12 protein-coding genes and 2 tRNA genes are annotated in these 14968 nt (G+C 40.2%); 8 read left to right on the top strand and 6 right to left on the bottom strand.

Annotated elements, in window-relative coordinates; all coding sequences use genetic code 11:
- The first annotated feature begins 319 nt into the window (after positions 1-319).
- On the top strand, positions 320-4006 hold the full coding sequence (gene metH, locus LVY74_RS02725) for a methionine synthase (RefSeq protein ID WP_237813749.1): 3687 nt from the start codon (positions 320-322) through the stop codon (positions 4004-4006).
- Between the two features lie 90 nt (positions 4007-4096).
- On the opposite strand, the gene LVY74_RS02720 is transcribed toward metH, so the two are convergent.
- From LVY74_RS02720 to LVY74_RS02705, 4 genes are all read right to left on the bottom strand, one after another.
- Complete coding sequence (locus LVY74_RS02720) at positions 4097-5188, bottom strand: hypothetical protein (RefSeq protein ID WP_237813748.1); 1092 nt, start codon at positions 5186-5188, stop codon at positions 4097-4099.
- A 350-nt stretch (positions 5189-5538) separates the two neighbouring features.
- Positions 5539-5919, bottom strand: coding sequence for an endonuclease domain-containing protein (locus tag LVY74_RS02715; RefSeq protein WP_237813747.1), 381 nt, complete (start codon positions 5917-5919; stop codon positions 5539-5541).
- 151 nt (positions 5920-6070) lie between these two features.
- Positions 6071-6601 carry a YaeQ family protein gene (locus tag LVY74_RS02710; protein WP_237813746.1) on the bottom strand — a complete coding sequence of 177 codons (531 nt, stop codon included), beginning with the start codon at positions 6599-6601 and terminating at the stop codon, positions 6071-6073.
- Between the two features lie 263 nt (positions 6602-6864).
- Positions 6865-7308 carry a hypothetical protein gene (locus tag LVY74_RS02705; protein WP_237813745.1) on the bottom strand — a complete coding sequence of 148 codons (444 nt, stop codon included), beginning with the start codon at positions 7306-7308 and terminating at the stop codon, positions 6865-6867.
- A 171-nt stretch (positions 7309-7479) separates the two neighbouring features.
- On the opposite strand from LVY74_RS02705, the gene LVY74_RS02700 reads away from it, so the two are divergent.
- The 5 genes from LVY74_RS02700 (at position 7480) to lon (ending at position 11813) form a co-directional block, all read left to right on the top strand.
- Positions 7480-7565, top strand: a tRNA-Leu gene (locus LVY74_RS02700).
- A 219-nt stretch (positions 7566-7784) separates the two neighbouring features.
- Positions 7785-7870 (top strand) — tRNA-Leu (locus LVY74_RS02695).
- Positions 7871-8090: 220 nt separating this feature from the next.
- Positions 8091-8597: a hypothetical protein gene (locus tag LVY74_RS02690; protein ID WP_237813744.1), complete on the top strand. Its 507-nt coding sequence runs from the start codon at positions 8091-8093 to the stop codon at positions 8595-8597.
- 64 nt (positions 8598-8661) lie between these two features.
- Positions 8662-9255 carry a 5-formyltetrahydrofolate cyclo-ligase gene (locus tag LVY74_RS02685; protein ID WP_237813743.1) on the top strand — a complete coding sequence of 198 codons (594 nt, stop codon included), beginning with the start codon at positions 8662-8664 and terminating at the stop codon, positions 9253-9255.
- A 128-nt stretch (positions 9256-9383) separates the two neighbouring features.
- A complete protein-coding gene (gene lon / locus LVY74_RS02680; protein ID WP_237813742.1) occupies positions 9384-11813 on the top strand; it encodes an endopeptidase La in 2430 nt (809 codons plus the stop codon).
- Between the two features lie 65 nt (positions 11814-11878).
- Here the strand turns inward: lon and LVY74_RS02675 are convergent, their stop codons facing one another.
- Positions 11879-12253, bottom strand: coding sequence for an RcnB family protein (locus LVY74_RS02675; RefSeq protein WP_237813741.1), 375 nt, complete (start codon positions 12251-12253; stop codon positions 11879-11881).
- Between the two features lie 341 nt (positions 12254-12594).
- Positions 12595-12966, bottom strand: a complete 372-nt coding sequence (locus tag LVY74_RS02670) for an RcnB family protein (protein WP_237813740.1) — start codon at positions 12964-12966, stop codon at positions 12595-12597.
- Between the two features lie 716 nt (positions 12967-13682).
- Here LVY74_RS02670 and rlmH point away from each other — a divergent pair.
- On the top strand, positions 13683-14162 hold the full coding sequence (rlmH, locus tag LVY74_RS02665) for a 23S rRNA (pseudouridine(1915)-N(3))-methyltransferase RlmH (RefSeq protein WP_237813739.1): 480 nt from the start codon (positions 13683-13685) through the stop codon (positions 14160-14162).
- A gap of 32 nt (positions 14163-14194) precedes the next feature.
- Positions 14195-14968: dioxygenase family protein (locus LVY74_RS02660; RefSeq protein WP_237813738.1), on the top strand; the 774-nt coding region annotated here is incomplete at its 3' end.

Genomic DNA, 14968 nt, shown 5'->3' with positions numbered 1-14968 from the left:
GAGCCAGTTGTTTGACAACTGCACTATTTTAATTCAAGTTTTTTAGAATTATTGAGCAGCAACAAAAATCATCTGCATTAGATTCTCAGATAAATATTGCAAATTGATGAAAATTTCAACGCAACATTCACAATCAAGTCAAAAATCAGACTAACTTGGTCAAGTATTGCTTTCTTTTTTCATCCCTTATAAAAGCCCAATGAATAAAGCTTATAAGAAACCAACATGATTAAAATGGCTATTTCTGCTCAAAAAACATCAATTCTGAGTATAATATCCTGATTTTCTCGCTGTTGCCCTCTGCTATATAAGGCTGTGTATGTCGACACTCAACACTTTAAAACGGATTCTTTCTCAACGTATTATGATGCTCGATGGTGCTATGGGCACGATGATCCAGCAACATAAATTACAGGAACAAGATTATCGAGGTGAGCGCTTTTCCGACTGGGAACATGACTTAAAAGGCAACAACGACTTACTGGTTCTGACTCAGCCGCAGATTATTCAAGGGATTCATGAAGCTTACCTTGAAGCAGGCGCTGACATTATTGAAACCAACAGTTTCAACGGAACACGAGTTTCCATGTCAGACTACCACATGGAAGATTTGGTTCCTGAAATTAACCGAGAAGCTGCACGCCTTGCAAAACTGGCCTGTGAAAAATACTCAACACCTGACAAACCGCGTTTTGTGGCTGGGGTACTGGGGCCAACCTCTCGTACCTGTTCGATTTCTCCAGACGTCAACAACCCTGCTTTTCGTAACATTACCTTCGATGCGCTAAAAGATAATTATATTGAAGCAACACTGGCGTTAATTGAAGGTGGTGCGGACATCATCCTCATTGAAACTGTGTTCGATACCCTAAATTGTAAAGCCGCCATTTTTGCGGTTGAAGAAGCATTCAAGCAGTTAGGTCGTAGTTTACCGATCATGATTTCGGGAACGATTACCGATGCTTCGGGTCGTACACTGACAGGGCAAACCGCAGAAGCATTCTGGAACTCAATTCGTCATGCCAATGTGATTTCAGTGGGCTTTAACTGTGCGCTTGGTGCGGATGCCATGCGCCCACACGTAAAAACCATTAGCGATGTGGCAGACGTGTATATCTCCGCGCATCCAAACGCAGGCTTACCCAATGCCTTTGGTGGTTATGATGAAACCGCAGCAGAAACAGCAGCGTTTATTCGTGAGTTTGCCGAAAGTGGCATCATTAATATTGCGGGTGGTTGCTGTGGTACCACCCCTGCCCATATTCGTGCCATTTATGAAGCAGTAAAAGACTTGCCACCACGACAAGTGCCTGAAACTATTCCTGCATGTCGTTTAAGTGGTTTAGAACCATTTAACATTTATGATGACTCTCTTTTTGTGAATGTCGGTGAACGTACCAACGTCACAGGGTCGAAAAAATTCCTACGCCTGATTCGTGAAGAAAAATTTGCCGAAGCCCTCGAAGTTGCGCAGCAACAGGTGGTTGCAGGTGCGCAAATCATCGACATTAACATGGATGAAGGCATGCTCGATTCAGAAAATGCCATGGTGCATTTCCTGAACCTTGTGGCATCTGAACCTGATATTTCACGTGTGCCGATTATGATTGACTCATCCAAATGGGAAATCATTGAAGCAGGCTTAAAATGCGTTCAGGGTAAACCTGTGGTGAACTCGATTTCCTTAAAAGAAGGTTATGATGAGTTTGTGCATAAGGCTCGCCTATGCCGTCAGTATGGCGCAGCGATTATCGTCATGGCATTTGATGAAGCTGGACAAGCCGATACCGCAGCGCGTAAACGTGAAATCTGTAAGCGCTCTTATGACATTTTGGTCAATGAAGTCGGTTATCCATCTGAAGATATTATCTTTGACCCGAACGTGTTTGCTGTCGCAACAGGGATTGAAGAACACAATAACTATGCCGTGGACTTCATTGAAGCCACAGGCTGGATTAAACAAAACCTGCCAAATGCTATGATTTCAGGTGGTGTGTCTAACGTATCGTTCTCATTCCGTGGTAATGAACCTGTCCGTGAAGCGATTCACTCGGTGTTCTTGTACTATGCCATCAAGCAAGGCATGACCATGGGGATCGTCAACGCAGGTCAAATGGCGATTTACGATGACATTCCCAAAGAACTCAAAGATGCTGTTGAAGATGTCATTCTGAACCGTAATCAGGGTGAAAGCGGTAACGAAGCGACTGAAAAACTGCTTGAAGTCGCTGAGAAATTCCGTGGTCAAGGTGGTGCAGCCAAAGAAGCGGAAAACCTTGAATGGCGCAATGAATCCGTTGAAAAGCGTCTTGAATATGCCCTCGTGAAAGGCATCACGACATATATTGATCAAGATACCGAAGAAGCACGCTTAAAATCCAAACGCCCACTCGATGTGATCGAAGGTCCATTGATGGATGGCATGAACGTCGTTGGCGACCTGTTTGGTTCAGGTAAAATGTTCCTGCCACAGGTGGTCAAATCTGCACGTGTCATGAAACAAGCCGTTGCTTGGCTCAACCCGTATATTGAAGCAGAAAAAGGCGCAGGCGAGTCAAAAGGTAAAGTCCTGATGGCAACCGTAAAAGGTGATGTACACGATATTGGTAAAAATATTGTGGGTGTGGTCTTGGGCTGTAACGGTTACGATATTGTTGACCTTGGCGTGATGGTACCCTGCGAGAAAATTCTGCAAACTGCGATTGATGAAAAATGTGACATCATCGGCTTATCAGGTTTGATTACCCCAAGTCTGGACGAAATGGTGTTTGTTGCCAAAGAAATGCAGCGTAAAGGCTTCAAGATTCCACTGTTGATTGGTGGTGCAACAACTTCGAAAGCACACACAGCAGTGAAGATTGAACCTCAATATCAAAACGATGCGGTGATTTATGTCGCCGATGCTTCTCGTGCGGTGGGTGTTGCAACAACCTTACTGTCGAAAGAAATGCGTGGTAACTTTATTGCGGAACATCGTGCTGAATATGCCAAAGTCCGTGAGCGTTTAGCCAATAAGCAGCCGAAAGCTGCAAAATTAAGTTATGCAGAATCGGTTAAAAATGGCTTTAAAATTGATGACAACTATGTGCCACCCAAGCCAAATACTTTAGGTACACATGTCCTCACCAACTATCCATTAGCAACACTAGTTCAGTATTTTGACTGGACACCATTCTTTATTGCTTGGAGCTTGGCGGGTAAATTCCCGAAAATCTTAGAAGATGAAGTAGTCGGTGAAGCAGCAACCGATTTGTACAATCAAGCCCAAGTCATGCTCAAAGACATTATCGAGAATAATCGTTTCGATGCTCGTGCCGTGTTTGGTTTATACCCTGCTCAGCGCACAGGTGCAGATACTGTGAGCGTGTTTGATGAAGCAGGTCAGAGTGTAACGCATACTTTTGAGCATTTGCGTCAGCAATCGGACAAAGTCACAGGCAAACCAAACTTGTCTTTGGCGGACTATATTAAGCCTACAACAAATCAGCAAGATTATTTGGGTGGCTTTACTGTGTCGATTTTCGGTGCGGAAGAATTGGCAAATGAATACAAAGCCAAAGGTGATGATTACTCTGCGATTTTAGTGCAATCATTGGCTGACCGTTTTGCAGAAGCTTTTGCAGAGCACTTACACGAGCGCATTCGTAAAGAGTTCTGGGGCTATAAAGCCGATGAAACTTTGGGCAATGAAGAATTGATCAAAGAGAAGTATGTCGGGATTCGTCCTGCACCTGGCTATCCTGCTTGTCCTGAGCATTCTGAAAAAGCAGCTTTGTTTGACTGGTTAGGTTCTGAAGCCAAGATTGGTACCAAGTTGACTGAACACTTTGCTATGATGCCACCTTCTTCTGTGAGTGGTTTCTATTACTCACACCCTGAAAGTGAATACTTTAACGTGGGCAAGATTTCTCAAGATCAGCTTGAGGATTATGCGAAACGTAAGGGTTGGTCACTGGATGTAGCGAAGCGTTGGTTAGCACCGAATTTGGATGATTCGATTGTTTAATTAATCCCCCCTAATCCCTATTTAAAAAAGAGGGAGATGTCATGTGCTTAAATGAATTATGTGACAGCTCCTCCCTTTTTCAGAGAGAAATTAATTTTCATCATTAATTTTTGCATTCATTTCAGCGTAACAAGTACTACAAAAATGACCATCGTCATTCCAATCTTTCATCGCTATTCCTCCTGCTTCTTCAAAATCGCAACCACAATAAACACAGTTTTTTTCTTTTTCTAACTCAATCTTTTCTAAAATTTCTCCTTGTCTTTGCTCTAACTTTATAATTGTTTCCTTAACCTGTTTAACCTTGGATATCATACTTTCCAACTGACTTTCATATAGTTTTAATTTTGATACTTCTTGAGTTATTTGTTCTTCATAAGAAAAAGCATCTTTCAAGCTTAATTGATCTATCTTTTCTTGAATGATTTTATCTTTTTGAAAATCTTCTAAATATTTTGAAATTTCATTATATTCACCCCAAGTTTCAATATATTTAATGTGTGTGCCAGAAGTGCCTAGAATGTCTTTAACTCGTTGTCGATCAGATTTAGGACAACAAATAATTTCTATATCTTCAATTTCAAATTCGAAATTATTTTGAGCATATCTCCATTCTCTTTCCCACAAAAAACCTTGTTGTTGATGATCGTGATCCAAGGGTGTCATATAAGGTGCTACTAATTTATAAATTTCTTTTAGCTTATTTTTTACCTCACATGAACCTAAGTTTTCTTTTCCATCAGATTCTGGAACTGACTCAAAATTTTTAATTATTATTTTAGTTTCTGCTATACATTTAATTAAGTCAGATTTATCAACATATAAAGCAGGTCTAACACCTTTTAGTGCTAATTTAAGCTTCGAAAATCCTAAACCAAATCTTAAATCATCACACCACCGTTTATATGATTTATACCTAAAAAAATCTATCGCAAATGTTGGTGACTCTGTAAAACAAACTATTTTTTCATCATACCAATCTGACATAGACTGTGATGGTTTAGTTGCAATTAACAATTTCGAATTTAAAATCTGAAATAATGATTCAGAATTAGTCATATGAATTAAATAAGGTGACATATCAGGTTTTTCAAATGGTCTAAGCTCAAATGTTTTTGTTGTAATACTATATTGTTCCCATTTACTATAAACTTTCCCAATATCTTTAACCGATGGTATCATTCTTAAGCCTTTAATTTTATAAAGTTAATATTAGGGCTTGTCCTCATTTGAGGAAATAGCTCAAAAATGAGTATGTTCATGCCTAAATTTGTTTATTTAATAAACAATATGATTGTTTATTGACTAAAATAAGAGCTAATTTGCCTCATAAAATGAAATGAGGAAACGCCTTAATTATAAAACAATTATAATCTGACTAAATCTATATTTATCAAAAAATTAGTTAAACTCTAATTATTTTAAAATTATAAGCTATAACTCCATCCCCTACCCTTTAAAAAGAAGGGAGCATCACGAATCTAAGATTTACATTCAATTCGCGTAAATTCCCCCTTTATAAAGGTAAGAAACTAAGTTTCGCAAGAGGGGGATTCCAATCTCTGTTTCGCAATCCAATAAATCTGCTCCACCACCGCATCAGTTTCAGTCAAAATCTGCCTGTTACTAAACCTCAGCACCAAAAGCCCTAACTCACTTAAAGTCTGATCTCGAATTTGATCTGCTAGAAGCCCATCTTCCGTGTAGTGCTGTCCACCATCACACTCAATGACGAGGTTTGCAGCAGCACAGTAAAAATCCACAATAAAATTAAGAATTGGCTTTTGTCGATAAAACCGCAATCCTAAAATTTGCTTACGGCGTAACCTTTGCCATAGCAGTTGCTCTGCGTCAGTCATGTTACTGCGTAAATCACGCGATGGAAGTTTTAAATTCTTGTTATATGGCTGCATGAGTACACGCTTAGTATTTATCTTTTATTTCAAATATCTTCGCATAATATCCACCAGATAAAATAGTGCTCTGTTCTTTGTTTTCATTATTATTTTTATAAAAAGAAAGCCCCTACTCAGGAGCTTTCTTCCACATCAAGCAACTCAACAATTACTGCAACTTAATCCATTCAACCACTGCTTGACCAACATCGGTCATCAGCGTCCACTCGCCATCCATAATGTTGAGCTGTAACTGCATGGTACGCTCACATAAAGCCTGAATTGCAGTCGTGGTTTCTTCCGTTAACTGCCAAACTTCTACATTCTTTAAGGTTTTGAGTTTGCTATTGCGCTTATACCATTCATCCACCGAACTGCCATAAGCAACCACGACAACCTGCTGACAACGTGCACTGGCTTTTTTGACTTTATCTTCATCAGGACAACCAACTTCAATCCATTTTTCGAGCAGGCCTGTTAAGTCCTTCTGCCACAAAGCAGGTTCATTCACTTCAAACAAATCTTTAGTAAATTCAAGCTGTTCATCGGCATAGCGAGCAAAAGCCAAAACACGCACCATTAAGCGCTCGATAGTTTCTGAAGGATGCAGCGCCATCGTCAGTTGATAATCACCGTAATTGTGATGATCCATATCTGCAATATTGAGGTCTGCTTTATAAATCGTTGCTTTAAGTGCCATGTGCTACACGTTTTCTAAATAAAAATCCGCGCTTAGGATAACCAATTTTAAATATTGATGTAGAAATTTTTCAGATTGACACTTAAATCGAATTCAGCATGCTTGGTCAGATGATCAACAGCTTAAAAACTTTAAATTTTTTACTTAGGCTACAAATCATCAAAAGCCAAGTAGCCAAGTAGCCAAGTAGCCAAGTAGCCAAGTAGCCAAGTAGCCAAGTAGCCAAGTAGCCAAGTAGCCAACAGATTTTTTATCTAAATTATTTATAACAACAATGACTTGATTAAAATTTCTTGAATTTTAAGATGATGCATCATCTCGCGAATCATCACAAAATAAACAAAAACCTGTTGCTGTCCCTGCTCAACCTGATGCAAATAGTGATTCAAATGATCAACAAAATCATTAAAAGCATGTTCAAGCTGAACTCGATCAATTGCACTCGAATTTTGAAAAAATAACTGACTTAATAACGTCATCATTGGGTCAGAAGTCACAGCCTGACCCTGAACTTGTCTTAGCGCGGGTTCAGATTCTAATAACTCTTCAATCTGATAAATCATGTTTTCAATTGCATACTCTGACCAAATCCCACTAAGTACACTCTGCTGCTGAATGACATTTAAACCATGCTTTAAAATATATGACTCAGAGTCCCACAATAAAATGATTTCATTGGCTTTCAGTGAAAACTCAAGAATAGGCATATATAGCTTCCTTGGACATGTTCGGTTTTGAGCATAACATTTTTTAAATATTTCGGTAAAATCATCTTGAAAAACAATCACTCTCAAGCCATTTTAAACGCATAAAACTTCTTCAAACTATGCTAAATGCCTCTTGCACAACGGTTTAAGTTCTACTATGATGGCGCTCATGCCCGGGTGGTGAAATAGGTAGACACAGGGGATTTAAAATCCCCCGCCCTCAAAGCGTGCCGGTTCGAGTCCGGCCCCGGGCACCATTTTAAAACAGTTAAAATGGTACTCACAAAAATCCAGCGAAAGCTGGTTTTTTTATGCCTATTTATGATGATGCTTGAACTGTTTCACAACAGATTATTGTTTTAATCGTGGATTCATATCTATTTTTCATCTTAAAAACAATTGTTTGAATATTTTTAAGCCAAATATTTCAATCTATTCTTGCCAAGAAAAAGTAGTTGCTCTATGATTGCGCCCATGCCCGGGTGGTGAAATAGGTAGACACAGGGGATTTAAAATCCCCCGCCCTCAAAGCGTGCCGGTTCGAGTCCGGCCCCGGGCACCATTTTAAAACAGTTAAAATGGTACTCACAAAAATCCAGCGAAAGCTGGTTTTTTTATGCCTAAAATCTGCAATTGATTCAGGATGTGGGCAATTTACAGAGTATTAACATAGTTTTTCAGTTTCACTGTATTTTGATAGCAAACATCTTACTTACACCACATTCTTTCTCCTGCATGATCTGAATTTGAGTCTTATTTTGGATCGACTGTCAGGACATGCCATGAAACCATTGTTGATTGCTTGCTTATGTTTGACCCCATGGCTGACGAGTGCCTGTAAGCCCAGCACACAAAATATGCCCCAACAATCCAGTTTAAGTCATAATCAGGCTGTCGATATTCAAAATGATATCAGTCGATTACATAATCTAAGCCAACGACAAAATCAGGAAAGTGCTATTTTTCAACAAGAAGCTTTACCTGCCATTCGCTCAGGCAACAGTCTACAAATTGCACAAATCATTGAGGATATGCAACAACGTGTACATAAATTCAATTCAGAATTAGAAAATTTACTTCTGAGCAGTGCTGAAGTTGACAGCATACGAAAAAAAATGATGCAGAGTAATCAGCTCAGCCTACAGCTCGCTCAACAAGGTGCAGCCAAACGCCCCGACACGCAAAAAATCATCCAGTTACAACAAGAAATTGAGCAAAATCAGCAGCAAATTTCTCATCTAACTCAAAATGCTCAGGCTAAAATTAGTCAGGCAGCCAATATGTCATAAGCCATGCTTTACTCTGCGTATATTTGTCGTAATACTCAAGACTGTGCTTTTATGGGTATGATTGATGAATACTGCTGCTATTGATCTCAAACAACTGCGTCGCGATTTACGCCGCCAACGACGTCAAGTCAATATCTTTCAACAACGCCAAGCAGCGCAAGCCATCTTGAAACATCTCAGACGTAGTCCAATGCTGCATCAATCTCAAAAAGTCGGATTATATCTCGATGCCTTTGGGGAAATTGCAACAAAAAATTTAATCGAATATTGTTTTAAATTGGGCAAACAGGTGTATCTACCTAAAATCTGTAACATGAATCAACATTTACATTGGGTAAAAATTTCAAGACAGCAGTTTTATAGCCGACGTTTTGCATTGCATCGCTTAGGTATGCTCGAACCTCAACAACGTGGCGTTGCTGTACAGCATTTAGATATGTTATGTATGCCTTTACTGGCTTGTGATGTCACAGGTATGCGTCTGGGTATGGGTGGTGGTTTTTATGACCGAACGCTCGCCAAAGCAAAACAGCGCCCTTATCGTTTAGGTCTGGCACATCAGTTTCAAAAATTAGCGTGCGTTCTGCCACATCAGGCATGGGATCAACCCTTGCATGCACTCTGTACACCTGAATCTTATCAATGCTTTAAGACCTAATTTACTGTATTTATTTTAACCAAAACCATTGTTTTTTAATTTTTTCACAAAACTTACCCTTGTAATTTAAAAAAAACACATCACTATAAAAATCATGGCAACACTGTTGTCACTCACTAGGAGTGCCCATGACTGAACAAATTTTGAATCATGAAAGTTCTGAAGAACTGACAATTCCAAACGTATTACCATTATTGGCATTACGTGATGTAGTGGTTTATCCACACATGCAGATCGCGCTTTTTGTTGGTCGTGAAAAATCTATAAAAGCTGTTGATGCGGCGCGTAGCAGTGACAATTTGGTCTTTGTAGTTGCACAAAAAGACTCTCTTACCGAAGAAATTGATCAGGAAAATCTGTACCAATACGGAACTGTTGCGAAAATTGTGCAAGTGGTTAACCACGAAAACGATGAAAACTGCATTAAAGTGCTGATTGAAGGTTTACATCGTGCAAAACTAGAACAGATTATTGATCAGACAGAATATTTTACGGCTGAACATGCTTTAAGCCCAATGAGTGTAAAACTAGAGCAAGACACTCAAGATGAACGTCTACAAGAATTGAAAGCTTTATTTGCACAATACGCAGAAGCGAAATTGCGCAATGCACGTGAGCTGATTACCGCTGCAAACAAAATCGAAGATTTACTGCAATTACTGTTCTTTGTTGCGACTCGTGTTCCTTTAAATATAGAAGTGAAACAAAACTTCTTGGAACATGACGAATTTGAAGCGCACCTAAAAGAGTTAATGACGTATTTGTTGCAACAATCTGAAGAGCAACAAATTGAGCAAACACTGCATGATAGTGTTAAACGCCAAATGGAAAAAAATCAGCGCGAATACTTTCTCAATGAAAAGATGAAGGTGATTCAGCGTGAACTTTCTGACATGAATGGCGGTGCTGAGGACGATGTTGCTGAACTTGAAAAACGTCTTGCAGAGGCAGATTTGCCAGAGCATGTACGTAAAAAAGCAGAAGCAGAATTTCGTAAACTCAAATCCATGCAACCTGCTTCAAGCGAAGCGGCTGTGGTACGCAACTATCTTGATGTCATCTTAGATACACCATGGAATAAAGCCAGCAAAGTTAGCATTAACTTGCAAAAAGCGCAGGAAATTCTAGATGCAGATCATTACGGCTTAGATGATGTGAAAGACCGTATTGTGGAATATCTTGCAGTACAGTCTCGCGTAAAAAAACTCAAAGGCCCGATTCTTTGTTTAGTTGGACCTCCGGGTGTCGGTAAAACTTCACTTGGTGAATCTGTTGCAAAAGCAACTGGGCGTGAGTTTGTCCGTATGGCTTTAGGTGGTGTGCGTGATGAAGCGGAAATCCGTGGTCATCGCCGTACTTACATTGGTGCGATGCCAGGTAAAATCGTACAGTCATTGACTAAAGTTGGGGTAAAAAACCCACTGTTCTTGCTTGATGAAATCGACAAGATGGCTCAGGATTATCGTGGTGATCCTGCATCAGCATTGCTTGAAGTACTTGATCCTTCTCAGAATAGTAAGTTTAACGACCACTATTTAGATTTGGATCTCGACCTTTCAGAAGTCATGTTTATTTGTACTGCCAACAGCATGAATATTCCTGAAGCTTTGTTAGATCGTATGGAAGTTATTCGTCTACCGGGTTATACCGAAGATGAGAAAATTAAGATTGCTGAACGCTATTTAGTTCCTAAAGCCATTAAGAACAATGGTTTACGTGCTAAAGAATTGACTGTTCATGAAGAAGCGATTCGTGACATTGTGCAACGTTATACACGTGAAGCAGGTGTGCGTAGTCTTGAACGTGAAGTTTCAAAAATTGCACGCAAAGTCGTCAAAGAAGCCGTGAGCAAAAAGGCGAAGAACCTTCAAATTGAAGTGACTTCAACTAATTTACCAGACTACCTTGGCCCACATAAGTTTGACTTTGGGATGGCTGAAGACGAAGCACAAATCGGTCGTGTCAATGGTTTAGCTTGGACATCTGTTGGTGGTGAATTACTCACCATTGAAGTTGCGGCAGTGAAAGGTAAAGGTAAATTTATTACCACAGGTTCACTCGGCGATGTCATGAAAGAGTCGATCACTACTGCAATGACTGTGGTTCGTACTCGTGCAGATGAATTAGGTATCGAAGCAGCGCGTTTTGATGAAACTGATATTCACGTGCACTTGCCTGAAGGTGCAACACCAAAAGATGGCCCTTCAGCAGGTTTAGCACTCACAACTGCATTGGTTTCTGCTTTTACAGGTATTCCAATTCGTGCAGACATTGCCATGACAGGTGAAACAACGCTTGGTGGTCGTGCGCTACGTATTGGTGGTTTAAAAGAAAAGTTACTTGCTGCACACCGTGGTGGCATTAAACTGGTCTTTATTCCTCAAGACAATGTGCGTGATTTGGCTGAAATTCCAGACAATGTCAAAGAAGGTCTAGAAATCAAAGCCGTGAAAAGCGTTGATGAGATCTTGCCGATTGCATTGACTGAACAACCTAAACCACTGCCAAAAACTCCGATTGTTAAGGCAGTGGCAGAAAGTCAAAGTGCTCGTCACTAAACATAAAAACATCAATAAAAAACCACTTCTTCGGAAGTGGTTTTTTATTGGGCTTCGCTTATGACTTAACGAAAATGTGACCCTAGCAGAATTTGCGTGATTACACTTGATGCAACCGCAACCAAAACAAAATCACCATCAATCCTCATCCAACGATGCCCATGAGGCGGTGGTGGCAAATGCGCTTCATGCCAATCTACAGCATAACGATCATCCATATAATCCCGTGGGATATATTCGCCTTCATGCCAGTAACGAACTGGGTGATCACGCCAATAATGAGGCGGTGGCGGTGGTGGCTCATCCCAGCCATGATCATGCTCATAATATACTGGTGGAGGTGGTCGATCATCATGATTCCACCAAGGATCTGCCAAGGTTAGACTAGAAGCGAGACTAGTACTCACAGCCAATGCTGCTGCTATCCATTTTGTACGCATTTTCTCTCCTTCGATTTTATCAGTCGACACTGTAAAATCATTGCTAGGCTTTTATAAAGATCACAACTTGTTGGCTAATGTATGCAAAAACTGCAGATAAACCGTGTAGATCAATGCAGAGTTCTGCAAAACTTTGTCTGTTTTACTCATAGATTTACTGAGATTTTTTAATATTTAAGCTATGGTTAATTTTTCATTTTATTCACTATATTCAAATTTTCTTTTATGGCTTAGGCGCTACTCAAAAGCACCCAATAAATTGTCAGCATCACAATAATGCTTCCCCCAAATAAAAAACTGCCTCAAAAGAGGCAGCCTGTGTGTCAAATACAGTTTTTTGTTTAACGGGCGAAAATTGCCTGAGCAATCACCCCAGATGCAATCGCAATCAATAAGTAGTCGCCATTGACTCGTACCCAACGGTGTCCACGTGGTGGATGTGGCAAATGATGCGAACGCCAATCTACGTTGTAACCACGATAGCGTGATGGTAAGCGGTCACCACGCCCCCAGTGTCCACGGCGATCATCCCAGCGTGGGCCATCATGACGGTTATTCCAAGCAGGCCCACCACGATGGTCATGTCCACGATCACGCTGATCATAACCGTGACGGTCTGGACCTCCTCGGTCATGTCCAGGCTCTGCCATTGCTAAACTACTGGTGGCTACTGTCGAAACCACTAACACAGTGGTCAAAATTTTCTTCAACATGGCTGTTCCCTCTTTTTTCATCCTCAAGCCGAAGCTTGATTGAGATCTTAAGGATTTACACCGATTCAGTTTTAAAAATAAATAAACGCTGAAGATGCATCCTGCTTGAGATCTAATATATTCATTCAATATCGTTTGATGATGTAGAAAGCGGTTTGCTTATGTAATAAGCCTTACATATTCTATTTCAAATTAATCTATTTTTTTAAAAGGTTCAGTTTTTTGTGTGGCTTATGTAATTTTTAAGGTCATTTTTAACACATTCTCTCTAATTCAGGTTGAATTAAATACCTTTAAAATCTGTATTCGCCGCTATTTTTGGCGATTTAATCAACAAACATTCCAGTATTTCTTAATTCAATTTCATCTTTCCACACATTTTTACCAGAGATAGTACAGCTCACATTCTTAAAAAGCTTTAATTGCTTCTGAAGAAAAAACCTTGCTTTGTTTATCTTCTTAGCACTCAAGCATAGCTTTCGCCTTCTTGCGAAGCTTTAGCCGCTTCTCAAGACAAAGCCTTGCTTTGTTTATCTTCTTAGCACTCAAGCACAGCTTTCGCCTTCTTGCGAAGCTTTAGCCGCTTCTCAAGACAAAGCCTTGCTTTGTTTATCTTCTTACCACTCAAGCATAGCTTTCGTCTTGCGCTCAGACAAAGCCTTGCTTTGTTTATCTTCGCTCAGGTTATAATTGTTTTTTTCGCAAAGATTGCCACGATGAAAATTCGCATTTTAACAATTGGACAGAAAATGCCTGCTTGGGTGTTAACTGGAGTCGATGACTATTTAAAACGGATTCAGCCATTCGTTCAGACTCAATTTGTTGAATTACCAATGGCAAAACGCGGTAAGAATGATTCAGATGCCGATATTCTGAAATATTGCCAAACTGAAGGTGAAAGTATTCTCGCTGCACTCAAGTCCAATGAAACCTTAATTGCACTGGAAGTGGGTGGTCGTGAACTCAGTACTGAAAAACTGGCAGACACCATGCAACAATGGATGCTCGATGGTCAAGATATTGCATTAGCAATTGGTGGGCCAGACGGTTTAAGTGATGCTGTGCATCAGGCAGCCAAATGGCATTGGTCTTTGTCAAAACTTACGCTTCCACATCCTTTAGTGCGTGTCATGCTGATTGAACAGTTATATCGGGCAATGAGCATTAACCATAATCATCCGTATCATCGTGCTTAATGGTGATTCGCAAACAATTCAGGTGAACCTTTATGCATCTTCAAACTTTACCTGGGTTATTTATTTCTCATGGTTCTCCCTTATTAGCGCTTGACCCTGAACAGGTTGGCCCTGCACTACAACGCTTAGGCTTAAACTTGCCTCGTCCTCAAGCCATCGTTGTTATGTCCGCACACTGGGAAAGTCAGACACTTGAAGTCAGTACGGCGACTCGTCCTGATACATGGCATGATTTTCGTGGTTTTCCCAAAGCTCTCTATCAAATTCGTTATCCTGCTGCGGGCGAACCAGAACTTGCCGAACAGATTCTACATTTATTGGCAGAAGCTGAACTTCCAGCACATGCGAATAGTACACGTCCACGTGATCACGGTGTATGGATGCCACTATTGCATTTATACCCTGAAGCCGATATCCCTGTGGTCGAAATCTCGCTACCCATGAGTTACAGTGCTGAAGAAATTTTTAAAATTGGGCAAACACTCAAAGAATTACGTCAGCAACAAATTTTGTTGATTGGCTCAGGCAGCATTACCCATAACTTGGCAGAATTGTCTTGGCACAATAGCCAAGCCGATGTGCCTATTTGGGCATCGGAATTTCGTAATTACGTGGTACAAAAGCTCAATCATCAAGATTATGAAGCAGTTTTGGATTGGCAAACGATTCCGTACATTGAGCAAAATCATCCAAGTCTTGAGCATCTTGCCCCGTTGTTTTTTGCAATGGGTTTAGGTCATCGCTTTACTATTGTGCATAGTAGCTTTTCAATGGGTGCTTTAGGCATGGATATTTATCGTTTTGAT

The sequence above is a fragment of the Acinetobacter sp. ME22 genome (assembly GCF_022012315.1).
In the GTDB taxonomy this organism is placed as follows: Bacteria; Pseudomonadota; Gammaproteobacteria; order Pseudomonadales; family Moraxellaceae; genus Acinetobacter; species Acinetobacter brisouii_A.
Note: the sequence above shows the minus strand (reverse complement) of the source record. Positions and strands in the feature narration are given on the sequence as shown.

What these genes read in the sequence shown, in the direction of transcription:
- LVY74_RS02705 (WP_237813745.1), bottom strand. Translation starts at nt 7,308, where the DNA reads ATGCCTATTCTTGAGTTTTCACTGAAAGCCAATGAAATCATTTTATTG.
- metH (WP_237813749.1), top strand. Translation starts at nt 320, where the DNA reads ATGTCGACACTCAACACTTTAAAACGGATTCTTTCTCAACGTATTATG.
- LVY74_RS02675 (WP_237813741.1), bottom strand. Translation starts at nt 12,253, where the DNA reads ATGCGTACAAAATGGATAGCAGCAGCATTGGCTGTGAGTACTAGTCTC.
- lon (WP_237813742.1), top strand. Translation starts at nt 9,384, where the DNA reads ATGACTGAACAAATTTTGAATCATGAAAGTTCTGAAGAACTGACAATT.
- LVY74_RS02670 (WP_237813740.1), bottom strand. Translation starts at nt 12,966, where the DNA reads ATGTTGAAGAAAATTTTGACCACTGTGTTAGTGGTTTCGACAGTAGCC.
- LVY74_RS02685 (WP_237813743.1), top strand. Translation starts at nt 8,662, where the DNA reads ATGAATACTGCTGCTATTGATCTCAAACAACTGCGTCGCGATTTACGC.
- rlmH (WP_237813739.1), top strand. Translation starts at nt 13,683, where the DNA reads ATGAAAATTCGCATTTTAACAATTGGACAGAAAATGCCTGCTTGGGTG.
- LVY74_RS02715 (WP_237813747.1), bottom strand. Translation starts at nt 5,919, where the DNA reads ATGCAGCCATATAACAAGAATTTAAAACTTCCATCGCGTGATTTACGC.
- LVY74_RS02720 (WP_237813748.1), bottom strand. Translation starts at nt 5,188, where the DNA reads ATGATACCATCGGTTAAAGATATTGGGAAAGTTTATAGTAAATGGGAA.
- LVY74_RS02690 (WP_237813744.1), top strand. Translation starts at nt 8,091, where the DNA reads ATGAAACCATTGTTGATTGCTTGCTTATGTTTGACCCCATGGCTGACG.
- LVY74_RS02710 (WP_237813746.1), bottom strand. Translation starts at nt 6,601, where the DNA reads ATGGCACTTAAAGCAACGATTTATAAAGCAGACCTCAATATTGCAGAT.